Origin of the sequence: Enterococcus canintestini, from assembly GCF_001885735.1 — a bacterium.
GTDB classification, from domain to species: domain Bacteria; phylum Bacillota; class Bacilli; order Lactobacillales; family Enterococcaceae; genus Enterococcus_C; species Enterococcus_C canintestini.
Genome location: NZ_JXKG01000016.1, coordinates 1 through 17,046, shown reverse-complemented (window position 1 = coordinate 17,046; position 17,046 = coordinate 1). Strand labels below are relative to the sequence as shown.

Below are 17,046 nucleotides of genomic sequence, written 5' to 3'. Positions count from 1 at the left end.
TAACCCGCGCAAAACCAGCTTAGTTGGCTAATTTTGAGCGAGTTATTTTTGGTTATAAAGAATATTTCTTATTCTTTTACAAAAGCCAGATCTTTGACTAAGAAAAATGGCGTATAAAAGGCCACGCCACTAGATAATGGTAATACGTGATCAGGCAAGGCAATGTTAAGTTCTTGGCGAATGTATTCTTGACGAGCTTTGATGCGTTGCCAGACAGTTGGATAATTTGCCGCTAATTCTTGGCGCAATTTGCTGTCGGCTAAGGCAATCCCATTTTCACAACTAGCACCGGCATAACCTGAAACAGATGGAATAATATCAATTTGCAAGAGCATACCAGAGGTTAGCGGATGCGGTGAATTTTCTTTGACAGGAGATGATAACCACTCTTCGTCTGCAGTTAAGTGTCCAGGGTTTAAGTGCCAATGGTAAGTTTCTTTAGGCAAAACGGCTTCAATCATCTGATATAATTGCCCACCGGTCATGCCAAGTTCGATTTTTTCGAGCCAAGTTGTCACCGCATTAAAGTAAGGTTTGGCAATTTTTTCTAAATAATCAGTCTGATCTTGGGGTAATTGGTTCTCATTATGAACAGCATAGCCACTGCGACTTGCTAATCCACCTTTAAAGCCGGTTGTTAGTGACATCTTATCGCCCAATTGTATTTTTTTATCAGTCGGCGAAATAAAGGCGTGAGAAAAACGCTCGCCGGTAGCTGCGATGGGCATAACATTTGGTGTTTGCCCGTAACGGGTCAAATGAGTACCGATTTCCATTTCAGTTTTGTCAATCGCAACAGCATCCAGAGCATTTAAAACGCAGTCAGAAGCTAAACTTGAGCCAAATTCATAATAGGCAATTTCGTTAGCGTTATTTATTGCTCGTACGCCTTTTTGAGGATCAATGAAAAGGTCACTGCGGTTTTCAATCTTACTGTTAGGAGCAGCTTTTTTGACGGCTGTGACGATAAAGTGAGGAACATCAAAAATTTGGCGATTATTTTCATTGGTGGTGGTAAACATTTTCCAGCCAACAATACCAATGCTTGCTTTTGAATCAGAAATTTTTGCCTCCTGTAAAACAGTTGTCAATGTTTTTTCACCTGCCATTGGCTGATCAGGTAAAGAAAATTGAGGATAATGCAGCAATGTTGCTGAGATACGGCTGTGTTGATTTAGTTTTAAATTCTCATTGCCCGCCACAAAAAAAGCGGTACCATCTTGGTGTAAAATGAGTAAGCTTTCTTCAAAACGTGTCACAAAACCGGTTAAGTAAGCAAAGTTTCCACCGTGCTCTAAATCGCAATAAATAATCAGGCTATCGAGTTTTTCTGCCCGCATTTGGGCTAAGACTTTTTCTTTACGACCTAGCATTGTTTCGTCGGTCAACTGATAAATTTTTGCCTCGTTGTCTCTTTTAGGAGGCGTTACTTTTTTTAATTTAATTTTTGTCATGGAAGACCTCTTTTCTTTTGAACACTAAATTTATTCATTACTTGGATCAATTTAGTATAGCATAAGCGTTGTGGCCTTTTTTTGAATAAAAATATTGCAAGTAGTTTTATTTCACAGCTAGATTCTTATTGGGACTGGAAATAAAGTGGAGGAAATAGTTTCTAAGTTTTCTTTTAGCTCCAAAAATAGGGTTATTGATTTATCGTTTTTCGATAAAAAAATATTGACATTCAATACAAGCGGTGCTTATAATCAGAACATCAATTATTGAGGTGAACGAGATGAAAGTTAAGACGAATTTCTTTAAAGGCGTTATTTTATTATTTGTTGTAAGTATTTTATTTTTAGTTTTTTTAGTGGGAACACAAATTTTTATGGCAGAAAATCCGCATTGGAATAATTCTTTAATCATTTTTGTTGTGGCCATTTTGGCAACCGCGCTGTTTGCGTTAGCAGCGTTGTGGAAACTCTATCAAGCCGTCCAGTTAATTGGAGATAACCAAGCTTTTTCCACTAAGATTTTACCTATTGTTCAAAGAATGCGTCAGTTTATTTTAGGGATGGCTTGCTCGTTTTGTGGCATTTTGCCCTTTGTTTATGAGGGTGCGCAAATAGAAGATGCACCAGGCTTAATGGTATTAGGTTTGATCGCAGTGTTGCTGCCTTTTGCGTTATTCATTTTTGCCCAAATTGTTGAAGCATTATTTAAACAAGCGGTAATTTTACAAAAAGAACAAGATTTGACGGTATAGGAGGCTATTAGGTGGGAATTGTAGTGAATCTAGATGTTATGCTAGCAAAGCGTAAAATGAGTGTGACAGAACTTGCTGAAAAAGTCGGCATTACCATGGCAAATATTTCTATTTTGAAAAACGGTAAAGCTAAGGCCATTCGTTTTTCAACTTTAGAAAAAATTTGTGAAGTGTTAGAGTGTCAGCCAGGAGATTTATTAATTTATGAAAAGTAAAAAAAGCAGCATGTCGGCAAAAATTGCGGAGATGCTGCTTTTTTAGTTCAAGTTGTTGTTCATGTTTTCATTTTTGCAACTGAAAATTTTAAAAGTGATAGAGCAACATCTGTTTTAAGTACATAGGGATAAAAACAATGTGAAAATTGAAGATGGATAAGTAAGTCTAATTGTAGGTGGAAAGATTCACACATCCATCAATGGCGAAAATTAGATTTTTATTAACCACAATGCACATCTACTAAAAGTAGACGGACTGTTCTCTGGTAGATTTCAAATTCTACCAAGCGAGTCAATCGAGAAATATTGCTTCTATAAACGAAGTGAGTGGGCAGTATCACAAAAAAATAATCGTTACTTTTTAAAAGAATTGACGAAAATCAGTTCTTCTTTTGTATTAGCTTATTGACAAAATGTAATCACTTGGTTACAATTTTAAATGTAATGAGTTAGTTACATTTTGCTGGAGGTTATCTATGATTAAAAATAGAATTAAAGTTCTTCGCGCCGAAAGGAATTGGACACAAGTAGATTTGGCTGAGAGAGTAGGTATCTCTAGGCAAGCAGTAATATCGATTGAAAAATACAAATATACACCGTCATTAGAACTAGCTTTTCATATTGCTCAAGCTTTTGATGTAGACATTAATGAGGTGTTTCAAGTGGAGGATAATCATCAATGAGACAAACAATAATTCTTCTTTTATGTATTATAATTATTATTTTCATGTATCTAAATACTCGCTACAAATCAAAAATGGTTGAGCTCTATAAAAATGATGAACGTTGGCAACTAGTCCGAATAAAGTCAGCTGATATTTTGCTAAAGTTTTATGATTTAATCGCTACTATTGTTTCTTGCGGTGCAATTTACTTTATTTTGTTTGGAACTTCTACACAAACGATTACGTTAGAGCATGCCTTCAATTACGCCTTATATTTAATGATGCTTAAGTATCCAGTAGAATATTTCAGTTTAAGATACTATGACAAAACGCTTTAACCTCGTACAAAAAACAGCATTGGGCAATTTTTTATTGCATGCTGTTTTTTTAAAATAGAATTAAAAATGTTGATATAATAAGGATGCAAGGTACCTTTGCGGAGCACTGCAAGGGAGTTTTGCTAGCTTTCTCACCAGAAATGTCTTTATAGTAATAGCTAGGGAGGGATACGTGTGTTCAGTGATATTTTTAAAAAAAGACGAAATGAATTGGGATGGACACAGCAAGAAGTTGCTAACAAATTGTTTGTGACACGACAAACAATTTCCAATTGGGAAAATGGGAAAAATTTTCCTGACATTCCTACGCTCATAAAAATTAGCGACCAATTCGAGCTCTCTCTCGACTACTTATTAAAAGGAGATGAGCAGTACGTGAAAAAGGTTGAGCAGGACTATGAACAAATTTCCCAAAAGAAAGAAATTAAAAAATTAGGGAGATTTGTTGCCGCTTTGTCGATTCTTATTATGGGATTAGCTATTATTGGGGGAACCTTATTTGGCCAAGCAAATGAAAAATGGGTGGGATTAGCTATTCTGACAGCATGTATACCGTTAGAAATAATGAGTTATTTCCTATATAAAGCTATTTATAGCCAGCCTGAAAATGAAACGAATTCTATCTGGGTACCCAAAGTTTACGGGATTGGGTTATCTATTAATCCCAATTTACTTCTTGGAAAAGCTGTTTGGCTATTAATTTTTATCGGATTAGTAGGCTTGTGGTTCTATACGTTATTAGTTTGATAGGAAATTTTATACGAAACTACCGATGAAGTTTGTCACATATTGGTGATGATTAGAAAAAGCGAGTTCACAATATGCGGTTGTTTTGAACTCTCCGTTGTTTGGGATAATTTTAATTTATTTCTATAAACTAGTTGCAGTTAGAACCATAGATTAAAGAGTTTTTCATAAGCGGTCTTGGTAGCGACTTATATAGGGCTACTTCATATGGATATGGCGACGTTTGCTTGAATGACGGTAAAGGAGAGTCTAATGGAAAAAATATTGCAAAAAATTCCGGCGCTACTAGCGAGTAAAATTTCAATCTTCATCTATTTATTCTTGTTTTTTTATCTGGTTATTTTTGCCTTTATTACAAAGATAGTACCAGCAATTCACACTTTATCACCAGATAACAATGTACAACTGATTTTGGGCAATTATACGAATGTGTTAAGTGCCTTAGGAGCTTCCATTGCAGCGGGAAATGGTGTGGTGGTCCGTTCGCGGATGGATAAAATGCAGCGCCGTCATGAAGATATGCACCAAGAATTGACGGATAGAATTGCAGAATTACATGTGAAATTGGAACACTTGGAAGCTTTGCGGGTAGCTGAAAACGCAGAACCTAAAAAGGAGACAACAAAAGCAATCGCAAAAGAATTGGAAAAAGATCGTTAAGAGATAGCAATTGTCCGTTTTAAAACATGAATTAAAATAGGGCAAAATAAACATACTAAGATTAGAGGGAAGAGTCAGTGACGACTGATTCTTCCCTCTATTTTCATTTTTGGATTATAGTGAGAAGTGAAAGAAAGTTCGAATATATCTCAGAGGATGTGACAAAAGTCTTGTTACATCTTCTTTTTTTAAATAAACGGTGTGACAAAAGTGAAGTGCGCCCTCTAAGTTAGACCAGAAAATCTAACTTTTGGGGCGCACTTCAAAGCAGCTTCTTCTTAAATAAGACGGAATTTCCTAAAATTTGAAAAACAATTTTCAGAAATTCCGTCTTATTTCGTGATGCTAGTCGCTTCTGTCACAACATCTTTTAGTATTTGCTTGAAAAAATTTGCGCTTAGCTAAAAAATAATATTATCTTTAATAATTTCAAGATCTAAAATAAGAATTTTGCGTTTTTTAATAGTGATTGCTCCCATATCTTTTAGCTGCTGCATCATGCGATTGACGCTACTAGCTGAAGCAATACCACAAAAGTGAGCAATTTCTTCGTTGGTGACGACAAAATCGATCAGTAAGCCATCTGACGTTTTGACACCAAAAGTATCGTATAGTTCATATATTTGCGTACAAACAGCACCAAATTTGCCGTTCATTAACATTTGCTGCATGCGTTTCATGGAGTGAAGCAGCCGCACTCGGTAATAATCTTTGACAAAAAGCTGCAAGTCTAGATTTTGGTTGATGTCTTTCCAAAATTGGACTCGATCAATTTGATAAAGTTCTGCTTTGCAGGATTCAACGCGAATGTTAAAAGGAGCATCAATAAATTGGGAATATTCATCTTTTAATAATGAGACAATTTCTAAACTATTGATGTAGCGCAGATTAAACTCTCGGCCATCACGGGAGATGACGCTGGTTTTAATTGTGCCACTTTTTAAAATGTAGACATTTGAATCTTGTAATCCTTCATAAGTTAAATATTTTTTCTTTTCCTTAACCACTACCGGAAAATCATGAGCTTGCAAATACTCCTCCAACACGCGATTATCCATCTAAGCAAACGCTCCTTACCCTCTTTTGTGCAATTTTTCATTTTTTTTCAGAAAACATAGTTAGCTTTATTTAAACTGATAAAAGTAGGAAAAACAATAACAAATGTTAATGTTTTTTGTTTTTATATTTTATTTTAAACTTTTTTTTATCACAAAATCGCATTTTTTCTTTGCTGTTGCTGGCTATACTAAGTCCCACAAGGAAAAGAAAGAAGGAAATTTTCATGAAAGAATGGCAAGAAATGATTTTTGAACGTTTGGATGCAGCGTATCAAGCACGGTTTGAAAAAGATCAGGCGTTAATTTTCTTAAATGATGCCTATCAAGATGCTTTATTTTGGAAGCTGGAAGTAAGTAAAGAAGAAAGCCAAGAATTTACTGCTTTTATGCAAGAGTTTATGGCGGTGCGGGATTTATTTATTAGTCTTTTAGTCGATCGCTACCCTTCAAATTACCGCGAAGTAGAAGCAAAATTAGAACATTTGCGTAGTGGCAACCAAGTAGAAGTGGCCTTTACCTCTAATTTAGCCGAATCTTTTGCTTAACGCATTACGTAATTAGTTTTAAAGCAATTATAAACAGGAAGATTGTTTTTTAATAACCAAAGGAATTAGATTTTTTTCACGTAGGGTGGAAGTAGGCAACTAAAACTACGCCACCAAAACATTTAAGCAGTCACTTTCTATTTTTGAAGAGCTGACTGTAAAATTCTAGGAGGAAATTCGTTGGAACACAAGGAAGAAAAATTATTCAATAAGGGCTTTATCAGTATCACCCTCATTAATTTTATTGTTTATTTGGTTTATTATTTGTTAGTGGTAATTATGGCCGTCATCGCCCAAGATAATCTCCATGCGACGTTAGGACAAGCGGGATTAGCGACAGGCATTTATATCTTAGGAACATTATTAGCCCGTTTAATTATTGGGAAAACCCTTGAACTATGGGGCCGTAAAGCGGTACTGCGTTACGGTGCATTATTTTATTTGGTCACGATGATTGCCTATCTTTACATGCCGACTATTGGCATGATGTATCTGATTCGCTTGTTAAACGGTTTTGCTTATGGAACGGTTTCAACTGCGACTAACGCAATTGTGACCGCCTATATTCCCAAATCAAAATACGGAGAGGGTATTAATTATTATGGGTTATCAACTAGTTTAGCGGCTGCGATTGGTCCGTTAATCGGGATGGTACTTTTAAATACCACCAATTTCTATTTCATTATTATTTTCTCCATCGTTTTAATTTTATTAACAACGATTGCTTGTTTTTTCTTCCCGGTCAAAAATATTGTCTTAACGCCAGAACATCGCGCACAATTATCCAAATGGACTTTTGATAGTTTTGTGGAAAAGAAAGTTGCCTTTATTTCATTTATTGGCTTTTTAATGGGGTTAGCTTATTCAAGTGTCTTGGCTTTTTTATCTTCTTATGCCAAAGAAATTCATTTAGTAAGTGCTAGTTCACTATTCTTTGTGGTTTACGCTCTTATTATTACTTTCACGCGGCCAATGTCAGGACGCATTTTTGACTTACGTGGGGAAAACTACGTAATGTATCCAAGTTATTTATTTTTAACTGGCGGTTTATTTCTTTTAAGTATCACCAATGCCAGCTGGATGTTACTAGTAGCGGGGGCTTTAATTGGTTTAGGCTATGGGACTTTCATGTCAAATGGCCAAGCCATTTGTTTAAAAGTCAGTGAAGACCACCGCATTGGGATTGCGCTATCGACTTATTTTATCGGTCTTGACTTAGGACTTGGGATTGGACCATTTATTTTAGGAGAATTACGCAGCATGTTATCTTTCCAAGGCATTTATTTAGTGGCAGGTTTTTTACCGGTTGTTTGTGCAATTTTATATGGCATTTTTTATCGGGTCAAAACTACCGACACACTAAAAGAAGAATTACCGGTGGAAGATTAGAATCTGGGGGTTAAAAAATGAATAATGAGCAAATCACAGTGTTATTACAACAAGTATTGGTGAAATTAGAAGAAACCGATCAACGTTTGGCTGAAATCAAAGCGCATGAAGCTGCCCACGTAAAAAGCACTGAAAAATATCTTTGCGCCATTCAAGAAGTGATTCAAAACAATAACGTCATGTAGTTGCCCATTTTTCAAAAAAAGGTAACTAAAAATAAAAAACAGTTACAAGTGTTAGCCTAAATTACCTCTTTTAGCAATGAGGTCGGCGCACCTGTAACTGTTTTTGTTTGTCAGAAGTAAGTTTCATTGTACCGCTATGAAACAATCAAATAAAATAAAAAGTAATTTCACATAATTTTGTTTTTTCATGCAGAATTTAATTTAGAAGGAGGCAACATTACCGTTTATTTTTGAAATATTTTAAAATGCTGTCTTGAAAAATTCCAGCGATAACAAAAATTAACCAAGAATACCCCCAACCATGAAACACAAAGGACCAAATAAAATAAATCACAACGACAACCGGCCAGTAAATGGTTGAAAACATTCCGACAATGGGCGCATTTTTGCCATACAGATGTTGGCGAGCATTTGGCCCAGGTTCTCCTTCATCGGAAATGAAAATCGAACCTTTATCAAAGCGTTTGTAATAAGTTTGCACGATACTGCCATAAATAATTAGAAAAGCACCTAAGCCGGCGATAATCAAAAACAAGGCAACGCCAAAATATTCGGCATATTGAAAAATGAAAATCGGCATAAACGAGACAATACAAAGAAAAATTCCAACTACAAGTGACAAACTAAAACTACGATGATATTGTTGAGCGTACATTTTACCGGTGGCACGGACTTCTTCTTTAATCGGTCGATCATCTAATGCTTTATGAGTACGCGTAAATTTCATCCCAGCAGAGATAAACATCCCGACTGCTACTGCCACTAATAAGAAGAAACTTGCTAACCCTATACCTTCTACACCTCTATTAGCTAACAAAATTAGTGAAGCAAGCGCTACGACACACAATAAGACCCCGCTGGCAATGAAAAGGGCAAACTGGCGAATCATGCGCCAGTAATCTTCAGCTTCGTCTAGGGTAATTGGCTCGGCATAATTTTTGGCGTAATCTTCTTTGGCATAATCTGAAGTGTCCCAATCTTGTTGGTCGGAATTTTCGTGGTTGGCCCGCCAAGCTGCTTTTGAAAAATCTTCTTCATCAAAATTGAAATCTTCATCTAAACTAGTTTGGGGTTGTTCATGTTCTGGGGCTATCTTTTTCTCTGAAGTAGCTTGTGGCATTTCCCGCTGTACGCCTAACTCATCAAGTAATTCATCGATTGAACCAAATTCGGTAATTACCGCCCCGATTGCTTCATGTTCATTTTTTCCTTCAGCAATTAATTCGTTATAATGATCTTCCATCAATGCCAGTAAATCTTCTTTTGCTTTTTTTGTTTCCGGCGTGACGGGGACATTTAAAAACAAACTATCTAAATATTCCACGATAATTTTCATTTTTCTTCCTCCTTGTTTGATTGTTGTTAGTTGGATTGAAAAATTTTTGTCAGTCTAACAACAAGGTACATATTTCAAGTTATAGCTGTATTTTAAGGAGTTTATCTGATGTGAAGTCAGGTGACCTTTTATTTTCCAGCTCAAATTGAAGTCGTTTTGTGACAATATATTTTCAGACGTGTTAAAAATTAGGCAGTGCTTTGTTATGAACCAATTAAAAAGCGATCGACTACTTTTTTTGTCTGACTCCATTCGGCAATTTTTTCGGCTAAAGCCGTTTTTCCGGCAGCGGTAATCGCGTAATAGGTGCGCTTTTTGCCATGGGTCACTTCCCCGGGATAAGCGGTAATGAGACCTTGTTTTTCCAAACGGGTAAAAGCGGAATAGAGCGTCGTTTCTTTGATGACATAAATTTCATCGGTGCGGGCCTTAATTTCTTTTGAAATCGCATAGCCATAAGAATCTCCTTCAGCCAAAATTGTTAAAATAATCGCGTCATTATAACCGCGAATGCCATCGCTTGAAATCATTGTGTCACCACCTTTTAAAATTACTTCATCTGTCGTAATAATAATAGCATGTTTACTACGACAGATGAAGTAAAAAGCAGTATTTTAGTAAAAATCAGTCGCAAGGCTGATTTTTTACGAAAGAAATTTGAATAAATTGGCGGAATAATTTTGGCTAATTTTATTTTGATATTAAAAAGTTGTCCTCTTTTATAGCGTTTTTTGACACAACTGCTGCTTTTTTCGTTGTTAAGGTGAGGATTAAAAAATCAGGTCAGCGTTTTGTGAAAGATAGATAAAATCATCGGTGCGCTTTTTTGCGTAATATTTATTACGCAAAAAAAGCGTAACAATACCACACTAAACGAGGAAATACAGGTCAATAAAAAAAGGAGCAAAAAGCGATGTATATTCCATTTAATGCAAAACAAGTTTTTGGCTTAACGGCTAAAACACTAACCAAACGCATGAAAAACTATTATCAAGATCAACGTTTTGACGAAACGATTTATTTACAACTATTGAAATGTTTTCAATTAAGAGCATGCTTAAGCTCGTCAGCTGAATTTCCAAGTGCTTGTTTTCAAGCAGAATTAACGCAGATTTATCAAAAAGAAGAATGGAGTTTATGGCAATTACGCTTTTTTATTGATTTGAAGCATTTTTTTAGCTTGCATCAGTGGCTGCTATTAAAAAGGCACTATTTAGCAAAAGTTCGTCAGCTGGGTTTAATGCTTTTGTGTCGCATAAAGCAAATTGAAAAGGTGAGAAGTGAATTTGGAAGTAAAATACTAGAAATGGCGAAGGCTCTTTTTAATGTTCGTGTTTTGGTTAATTTGAAGAAAAAATTAAAATCATTATTCGAGAATAAGTTGAATAATTCCAGTTAACCTGATACAATAGTTCAGGATTGAATAAAAGAAAATGAGGTGTTCGTATGTCATCAGTAGTAGTTGTGGGAACACAATGGGGCGACGAAGGAAAAGGAAAGATCACTGACTTTTTAAGTGAAAATGCAGAAGTTATTGCCCGTTATCAAGGTGGCGATAATGCAGGACATACTATTAAATTTGATGGTGTGACTTATAAATTACATTTAATTCCCTCAGGTATTTTTTATCGGGAAAAAATCAGTGTCATCGGAAACGGCGTCGTCGTGAACCCGAAATCATTGGTGCAAGAACTAGCTTATTTAAAAGAACATGGAGTAGCAACGGATAACTTACGTATTTCTGATCGTGCCCATGTGATTTTGCCTTATCATATTAAATTAGACCAATTACAAGAAGATGCAAAAGGCGATAATAAAATCGGTACCACGATTAAAGGTATTGGCCCAGCTTATATGGACAAAGCAGCCCGAGTGGGGATTCGTATTGCCGACTTACTAGATAAAGAAATTTTTGCAGAACGTTTACGGATTAATTTAGAAGACAAAAACCGTCAATTTACGAAAATGTTTGACAGCGACGCCATGAATTTTGATGATATTTTTGAAGAATATTACCAATATGGTCAAGAAATTAAAAAATATGTAACGGATACTTCTGTTATTTTAAATGACGCTTTAGATGCGGGCAAACGCGTATTATTTGAAGGTGCGCAAGGGGTTATGTTAGATATCGACCAAGGAACTTATCCTTTTGTAACCTCATCTAATCCAGTTGCCGGTGGTGTTACCATCGGTTCAGGGGTTGGCCCATCTAAAATTAATAAAGTAGTCGGCGTATGTAAAGCTTACACTTCTCGTGTCGGCGATGGCCCATTCCCAACTGAGTTATTTGATGAAACAGGCGAACAAATTCGCAAAATCGGTCGTGAATACGGTACGACAACAGGACGTCCAAGACGTGTTGGTTGGTTTGATTCTGTGGTGATGCGTCACAGCAAACGCGTTTCAGGGATCACCAATTTATCCTTAAACTCTATTGACGTATTGAGTGGACTTGAAACAGTTAAAATTTGTACTGCTTACGAATTAGATGGCGAATTAATTTACCATTATCCAGCCAGCTTAAAAGAATTGAACCGTTGCAAACCGGTCTATGAAGAGTTACCAGGCTGGTCTGAAGATATTACAAATTGTAAAGACTTAAGTGAATTACCAGAAAATGCGCGTAATTATGTGCGTCGCATTTCAGAACTAGTCGGCGTCCGCATTTCAACATTCTCTGTCGGGCCAGACCGCAACCAAACCAATATTTTAGAAAGTGTTTGGGCTCAAATTTAATTTAAGCTAAAAGAAAGGAGATGCGACAAATTTTTGTCGCATCTCCTTTTTTGCGGATAAAGGTTGTGACAGAAGCAATTTCTTTTTAAATAAGACGGAATTTCGTCAAAACTTGAACAGTAATTTTCTTAAAATTACATCTTATTACTTGAAACTAACTGCTCTACCATAACCTTTTTTAGCTTATTTGAGTAAAACGAATTTAATTTTGTAGCTTAGTGCAACATAAAATGCAACAAAACAGAAAACTCTGAATCAGTACTAGAAATGAAAAAATCAAAACAAGAATATTTTTTACTCATTTTTTGAATAAATGGCAGTCCTAATCCTTCATGATCAACTTTTGAAGTGCTGCCTTTTTTTAATATTTGGGTAATATCAGGCTTTTTGATAACACTATTTTTTACTAAAAAGCGAATATCTTTTGTATCAGTATAATAAGAAAGTTGAATCTTGCCTGGTTTAGACAAAGACTGGGTACTCTCTAAAGCATTGTTCATGACAATTGAAAGGCATCTTAAAAAATCAATCAATGGAATGGGAATAGCTTGGCCGGCATCATTAATTTCAAGTGTCACGGGAATATTTTTTTCCTTACAACGTGCGATAAAGTCTAATAATAGTCCTTTGACTGCAGGATTACTGACCGTTGTTAATTGCAAAAAATGATAGTTATCAAAATACTGTGCGCTATCTTGTAAAACATCTGTTAAAAATTGTTTAGCACCACAAAGATTGTCAGTATCAAGGTAAGCCTGTAACGAAACGAGGATGGAACGTAAGTCGTGACGATATTCCCGCGCTTTTTCATAATAAGTTTGCTCTTCTTGTAAGGTTAATTCGAGATTTTCAACAGCAACTTTTCTTTGATAGCTGATATTTTTCATTGTTAGAGCATAAAATAATAAAAATATGACTAAGAAAAGAACGACAATCATGAAAAGATTAGGGAAAAATGCCCCTTTCAACATAAGATGATACTCTAAAATAACTAAGCAAAAAAAGATCGCAAATAAAAAAATCCCTTTTTTAAAATTGACCGTACTCTGATAATTGAGCATCTGCCAAAAGTGGTGTTTATCACTAATATTACGCAAAAGATTTGTAATGATTAATAGTAAAATGGCTTGGGTGATGATAAGTAAACTAATACGCTGTTCATTTGCAAGAAAATATAATAAGTCAAAATATTGCGGAACAAAATTTGTCACAAACCAGGTTGTGGCAACCAGCCCAAATGCTAAAATAGAAAAGATGGCACTGAGAGAAAAGTCTTTGATGAAGGTTGCTGTCATAAAAAATTGGATTATGAAAAAAAGTAAGATGTTAATAAAGATAAAATTATCTTGAAATAACATGCCTATCACAAAAGTTATAAAAAGAAATAACGTTAAGAAGACAGTATTTCTTTTTGAAAGTAAATTTCCATATAAAATGGACCACAAAATGATGATGTAATTCAATGAAAAAAGTGAGACGGTTTCAGCAATGCTAATCTCAAACACCTTCTTTCAAGTGTTTCAATATTTTCTTGGCGCCAATTTTTCCCACATCTAAAGTGCTCCAATCCGTGAATTGTATCAATCCTTCTGTCGTAAAAACGCTTTTCACATAATCTGGGTTAATAATAAATGATTTTAAATCACAAATCATAGAGGTGCCAACTACCTTGGCTTTGATTACTTTTAAGCGTTCTTTAATTAGTACTTGTTCCTCTGTAGTTTGAACAAGCAAGGTACTGCGACTGCCAGGAAGAATAGAAATGAACATAATCTGTGCAGTAGGAACAAATAACGTGTGACTGCCGCAGCTGAAAGCTAGCTTTGTCTCTTTAATAGCACTATTATCATTACAAAGATTGTCCAGTAACAAGTAGAGTTTTTGCTCAATCTCTTGTTGTGGTTGGTCTTTTAAGATATAGCCTGCTGCATTAATTTGTCGGTTAATAACAGTAACGGCTTTATCTTCATAAATAGTTAAAAACACGATGGAACATGATTCATTACGCTGACGAATTTTTTCTGCCAAATCAATACCAGTAAAAAAAGTATTTAAATTAATATCTATAATGAATAAATCATCAGATAAAATTGTGAGGCAGTCGAGCTCTTTATAAAAACGGATTTCATTTTTTACATCGACAATTACAAAATCAGAGGAAGAATATGCCGTTATAATATTTGCAACTTTTTGACGGATGATGAAATGATCATCAATAATGAAAACGCGCATTATTATCACCTCAATGAGTAGTAGAACCTGAGTCAGTATGATTCAGGTTTTTTTAATAGCTATAATCTTATTTTATTATCAAATATCAAATATATTTTAATTCTATTTGAAGAATAATGAAAGGTATATCAGAATTTTTAATGTTTTAGCTGAAAAAACATCCGTTATTATTCACGTGATTCATTAGAAGTGATTTTTGTAGGACAGAAAAAAAGTTGAATTAAACGTGATGTTTTAAGAGTAGTTAAAATTGCTCCTCAAAACTATCTGAAAGCGATTTCAAACTAAGTTTTCAATTTCACTTTTTTGTTACGATTCAATCAGGAAAATGATACTTTTTGCCTTACATGAACAAACAATCAGAGTGAAAGTAAAAAGTAGCAGTATCTACTACGCAACGATAAAAGATAAGGAGGAGATTTTAAAGTGGGAGAGGGTAAAAAAGCTGATTGACATTGGAAATGGGAGTTTTTCTTTGGCGAGAATTTGATATCAAGTAGGAGTAGAGGAATGTCTGACTAATTCATATAAGAACAATTAATACTTTCACACAATTATGAAAATCAGAGATTAAAAATGCACTATTTTAGAAATGAAAAGGGGATAGAATGATGGCAAAAAAAAGATGTATGAGTCTTTTCATGATTGGTGTATTGCTCATTCAGTTTTTATTTCCAATGAATGCTTTAGCGGCAGGGCAAGACGTATCTGAAAAGCTTAACGTTACTTCAAAAAAGATCCTCATTAATGACAAAGAATATGAATCAGCAACAGAGGTAAAAAAAGGAGATAAATTTCAACTTGAAGTGTATTGGAACATTTCAGATACTACGGGAATAAAGGCTGGTGATTTCATTTATATACCAGTGAAAATCAGTGGGGTAGACATACAGACCACTATGGAAAACAGTTATTCTTTAAAACTGGAAGGTTCGAATACTGAAATTGGGCGTTGGGGAGTTATCAAAGAAGCAGAGGGGCAATATTTGATAAAATGCACATTCAATGAAGAAATTGAATCGAAAGCATCTTTGAAAAATGGAAAATTTTTTGCAGGTGGCGGAATTACTTCAAATGATACTGTTGTTATTGAAATAGCTGACGGTAGTAGTCCAATCGAAATTCCTGTTACAGAAGGTGGTGGAGGAAATCAAATCGGTATCATCCGTCCTTCTGGGAATATGGAAAAATGGGGTTGGCAAAATAATAACGATGTGAACCGTGTTAATTGGGAAATTGGGGTCAATCGTAGTGACTTTTTTGATTTTTTAACAGGAAAAATAACAGATATCCAAGCTGCGACAAAAAAGAATGTGTTGTTTATTGATGAACTACAAAAAGGACAGACTGTGCGTAGCTTATCTCCTTGGGTTGCTTTTCCATTAGTTGTGGAATATCAAGGTCAACTACAACCTGGTACTCCTTATGCTATTTCGGGAGAATTTTTAGGCGCACAGAATTTCAAAAAGCTAGAATATCAAAACGGTGAAACGGAATCTGAATTTAAAGAAAAAGTAAAAAATACGCCCGCTCCTTGCTATGGTATTTTTCCAAAAGATAATCATACAGCTGAGGCTAATGCGCCTGATGACGGTGACTATCTTTATTTTAATGCAGGCGATTTGCCAGGTACATTGCGAGCGAATTTTACCAAAAGTGATTTGTATGCAGCAGTTGATGGTTTAAATGTACCCGAGATTGTTAAAGAGACTACTAGAACAGCTTATGATCGTTACTTTTCTGATTTAGGTGTAGCGGCCAATGATTACGTGCCTGTAATGAGTCCTATTATCAAATTTTCTACAAATGTTCCAGAAGGTACTGCTTCACAAGATATTGTGAATACGGCTCGAATCGAATATAGTAATAGCTCTGTCAACAGTAATGAGTCGATTGTTGAGTATAAAGATTTTAATGGTACTGTTGGTGCAGTAGAAAAAGGCAATGTTCGCCTTGAAAAACGAGATGCACAAACGCAAGAAGCAATTCCAGGAGTTTCTTTTGGCTTATATAAAAAATCAGGAGATCAGCTCACTCTTCTTGATAATAAACAGACAAATAGTGAGGGAATAGTAGAGTTTGAACAAATTGGCATTGGAAATTTTGTCATTTTAGAGCTGAAATCGTCTACGCATGATCAAAAATCCTTAACAATCCAAAATGAACAAGGCCAATCCGTACCAGTGAAAGATTACAATGTTGATGGCTTAGATTATAAAGGATTTGAATTTTCGGTTACTGGCGATGAAAGTGCAGGCTTGAAATATATCGGGGAGAATCAAAAGAAGATTGCCACTGCAAGTTTTACCGTAGATAAGCGGCTTACAGGGCGAAATCTTTTAGCCAATGAGTTTCAATTTGAGTTGCGTGATAGCGAAGGCAAACTGCTTCAAACAAAAACAAATGACAGCGATGGAAATATCTATTTTGATGCATTGTCTTATGAAAAAGCGGGCACGTATGATTACACCATTACCGAAGTAAAAGGTACCGACACCACAATTACGTATGATAAAAAAGTTATAAAAGCCAAAGTAACGGTGAGTGATGAATCTGGACAATTAGTGGCCAAAACTACGTATGAAGGCGATACAACATTTGAAAATACGTATACGCCAAAATCTGGTAGTGTTGTTTTAACAGCTCAGAAGAAACTAAATGGAAGAGCTTTGAACAATGGGGAATTCACGTTTGAGTTACGCGATAGCGAAGGTAAACTACTTCAAACAAA

General features: G+C 35.3%; 18 protein-coding genes. 12 read left to right on the top strand and 6 right to left on the bottom strand.

Translation table 11 applies throughout. From position 1 onward, the window contains the following. Positions 1 to 68: 68 nt before the first annotated feature. Positions 69 to 1,454, bottom strand: coding sequence for a M24 family metallopeptidase (locus RU96_RS09450; RefSeq protein WP_071865289.1), 1,386 nt, complete (start codon positions 1,452 to 1,454; stop codon positions 69 to 71). 281 nt (positions 1,455 to 1,735) lie between these two features. Between RU96_RS09450 and RU96_RS09445 the strand changes: the two genes are divergently transcribed. From RU96_RS09445 to RU96_RS09420, 6 genes are all read left to right on the top strand, one after another. Further along, positions 1,736 to 2,206, top strand: a complete 471-nt coding sequence (locus tag RU96_RS09445) for a DUF2975 domain-containing protein (protein ID WP_071865288.1) — start codon at positions 1,736 to 1,738, stop codon at positions 2,204 to 2,206. Between the two features lie 11 nt (positions 2,207 to 2,217). Then, complete coding sequence (locus tag RU96_RS09440; protein WP_071865287.1) at positions 2,218 to 2,421, top strand: helix-turn-helix domain-containing protein; 204 nt, start codon at positions 2,218 to 2,220, stop codon at positions 2,419 to 2,421. A 476-nt stretch (positions 2,422 to 2,897) separates the two neighbouring features. Beyond that, a complete protein-coding gene (locus RU96_RS09435; protein ID WP_071865286.1) occupies positions 2,898 to 3,104 on the top strand; it encodes a helix-turn-helix transcriptional regulator in 207 nt (68 codons plus the stop codon). Continuing rightward, the gene (locus tag RU96_RS09430) at positions 3,101 to 3,424 is read left to right on the top strand and encodes a DUF2178 domain-containing protein (RefSeq protein WP_071865285.1); all 324 of its coding nucleotides are present in this window, start codon (positions 3,101 to 3,103) and stop codon (positions 3,422 to 3,424) included. The genes RU96_RS09435 and RU96_RS09430 overlap by 4 nt, the downstream gene beginning before the upstream one ends. 174 nt (positions 3,425 to 3,598) lie before the next feature. Then, positions 3,599 to 4,171 carry a helix-turn-helix domain-containing protein gene (locus RU96_RS09425; protein ID WP_071865284.1) on the top strand — a complete coding sequence of 191 codons (573 nt, stop codon included), beginning with the start codon at positions 3,599 to 3,601 and terminating at the stop codon, positions 4,169 to 4,171. A 252-nt stretch (positions 4,172 to 4,423) separates the two neighbouring features. Continuing rightward, positions 4,424 to 4,831 (top strand): hypothetical protein, encoded by a 408-nt coding sequence (locus RU96_RS09420; protein ID WP_071865283.1) that lies wholly within the window; start codon positions 4,424 to 4,426, stop codon positions 4,829 to 4,831. A gap of 401 nt (positions 4,832 to 5,232) precedes the next feature. Here RU96_RS09420 and RU96_RS09415 read toward each other — a convergent pair whose 3' ends face one another. Then, on the bottom strand, positions 5,233 to 5,889 hold the full coding sequence (locus tag RU96_RS09415; RefSeq protein ID WP_071865282.1) for a Crp/Fnr family transcriptional regulator: 657 nt from the start codon (positions 5,887 to 5,889) through the stop codon (positions 5,233 to 5,235). Between the two features lie 224 nt (positions 5,890 to 6,113). On the opposite strand from RU96_RS09415, the gene RU96_RS09410 reads away from it, so the two are divergent. The 3 genes from RU96_RS09410 (at position 6,114) to RU96_RS13065 (ending at position 8,008) form a co-directional block, all read left to right on the top strand. Then, positions 6,114 to 6,434: a hypothetical protein gene (locus tag RU96_RS09410; RefSeq protein WP_071865281.1), complete on the top strand. Its 321-nt coding sequence runs from the start codon at positions 6,114 to 6,116 to the stop codon at positions 6,432 to 6,434. A gap of 180 nt (positions 6,435 to 6,614) precedes the next feature. Beyond that, positions 6,615 to 7,823 carry an MFS transporter gene (locus RU96_RS09405; RefSeq protein ID WP_071865280.1) on the top strand — a complete coding sequence of 403 codons (1,209 nt, stop codon included), beginning with the start codon at positions 6,615 to 6,617 and terminating at the stop codon, positions 7,821 to 7,823. Positions 7,824 to 7,840: 17 nt separating this feature from the next. Continuing rightward, positions 7,841 to 8,008, top strand: coding sequence for a hypothetical protein (locus RU96_RS13065; RefSeq protein ID WP_169818350.1), 168 nt, complete (start codon positions 7,841 to 7,843; stop codon positions 8,006 to 8,008). Positions 8,009 to 8,225: 217 nt separating this feature from the next. Here the strand turns inward: RU96_RS13065 and RU96_RS09400 are convergent, their stop codons facing one another. Together RU96_RS09400 and RU96_RS09395 are read right to left on the bottom strand one after the other, a co-directional pair. Then, complete coding sequence (locus tag RU96_RS09400; RefSeq protein WP_071865279.1) at positions 8,226 to 9,344, bottom strand: permease prefix domain 1-containing protein; 1,119 nt, start codon at positions 9,342 to 9,344, stop codon at positions 8,226 to 8,228. Between the two features lie 203 nt (positions 9,345 to 9,547). Next, positions 9,548 to 9,874 (bottom strand): PadR family transcriptional regulator, encoded by a 327-nt coding sequence (locus RU96_RS09395; RefSeq protein ID WP_016173204.1) that lies wholly within the window; start codon positions 9,872 to 9,874, stop codon positions 9,548 to 9,550. A gap of 383 nt (positions 9,875 to 10,257) precedes the next feature. Here RU96_RS09395 and RU96_RS09390 point away from each other — a divergent pair, with 383 nt between their 5' ends. Further along, a complete protein-coding gene (locus tag RU96_RS09390; protein ID WP_249024177.1) occupies positions 10,258 to 10,743 on the top strand; it encodes a hypothetical protein in 486 nt (161 codons plus the stop codon). Positions 10,744 to 10,790: 47 nt separating this feature from the next. Further along, the gene (locus RU96_RS09385; RefSeq protein ID WP_071865278.1) at positions 10,791 to 12,083 is read left to right on the top strand and encodes an adenylosuccinate synthase; all 1,293 of its coding nucleotides are present in this window, start codon (positions 10,791 to 10,793) and stop codon (positions 12,081 to 12,083) included. 215 nt (positions 12,084 to 12,298) lie between these two features. Here RU96_RS09385 and RU96_RS09380 read toward each other — a convergent pair whose 3' ends face one another. Then, positions 12,299 to 13,054, bottom strand: coding sequence for a sensor histidine kinase (locus tag RU96_RS09380; protein WP_159429699.1), 756 nt, complete (start codon positions 13,052 to 13,054; stop codon positions 12,299 to 12,301). 526 nt (positions 13,055 to 13,580) lie between these two features. Next, positions 13,581 to 14,315: a LytR/AlgR family response regulator transcription factor gene (locus RU96_RS09375; RefSeq protein WP_071865276.1), complete on the bottom strand. Its 735-nt coding sequence runs from the start codon at positions 14,313 to 14,315 to the stop codon at positions 13,581 to 13,583. A gap of 611 nt (positions 14,316 to 14,926) precedes the next feature. Here RU96_RS09375 and RU96_RS09370 point away from each other — a divergent pair. Then, a partial coding sequence (locus RU96_RS09370) for a Spy0128 family protein (RefSeq protein WP_249024176.1) occupies positions 14,927 to 17,046 on the top strand: 2,120 nt, incomplete at its 3' end.

Coding starts and splice junctions, on each gene's coding strand:
- RU96_RS09415 (WP_071865282.1), bottom strand. CDS start 5,889: ATGGATAATCGCGTGTTGGAGGAGTATTTGCAAGCTCATGATTTTCCG.
- RU96_RS09445 (WP_071865288.1), top strand. CDS start 1,736: ATGAAAGTTAAGACGAATTTCTTTAAAGGCGTTATTTTATTATTTGTT.
- RU96_RS09435 (WP_071865286.1), top strand. CDS start 2,898: ATGATTAAAAATAGAATTAAAGTTCTTCGCGCCGAAAGGAATTGGACA.
- RU96_RS09450 (WP_071865289.1), bottom strand. CDS start 1,454: ATGACAAAAATTAAATTAAAAAAAGTAACGCCTCCTAAAAGAGACAAC.
- RU96_RS13065 (WP_169818350.1), top strand. CDS start 7,841: ATGAATAATGAGCAAATCACAGTGTTATTACAACAAGTATTGGTGAAA.
- RU96_RS09395 (WP_016173204.1), bottom strand. CDS start 9,874: ATGATTTCAAGCGATGGCATTCGCGGTTATAATGACGCGATTATTTTA.
- RU96_RS09430 (WP_071865285.1), top strand. CDS start 3,101: ATGAGACAAACAATAATTCTTCTTTTATGTATTATAATTATTATTTTC.
- RU96_RS09420 (WP_071865283.1), top strand. CDS start 4,424: ATGGAAAAAATATTGCAAAAAATTCCGGCGCTACTAGCGAGTAAAATT.
- RU96_RS09400 (WP_071865279.1), bottom strand. CDS start 9,344: ATGAAAATTATCGTGGAATATTTAGATAGTTTGTTTTTAAATGTCCCC.
- RU96_RS09410 (WP_071865281.1), top strand. CDS start 6,114: ATGAAAGAATGGCAAGAAATGATTTTTGAACGTTTGGATGCAGCGTAT.
- RU96_RS09390 (WP_249024177.1), top strand. CDS start 10,258: ATGTATATTCCATTTAATGCAAAACAAGTTTTTGGCTTAACGGCTAAA.
- RU96_RS09375 (WP_071865276.1), bottom strand. CDS start 14,315: ATGCGCGTTTTCATTATTGATGATCATTTCATCATCCGTCAAAAAGTT.
- RU96_RS09380 (WP_159429699.1), bottom strand. CDS start 13,054: ATGTTGAAAGGGGCATTTTTCCCTAATCTTTTCATGATTGTCGTTCTT.
- RU96_RS09385 (WP_071865278.1), top strand. CDS start 10,791: ATGTCATCAGTAGTAGTTGTGGGAACACAATGGGGCGACGAAGGAAAA.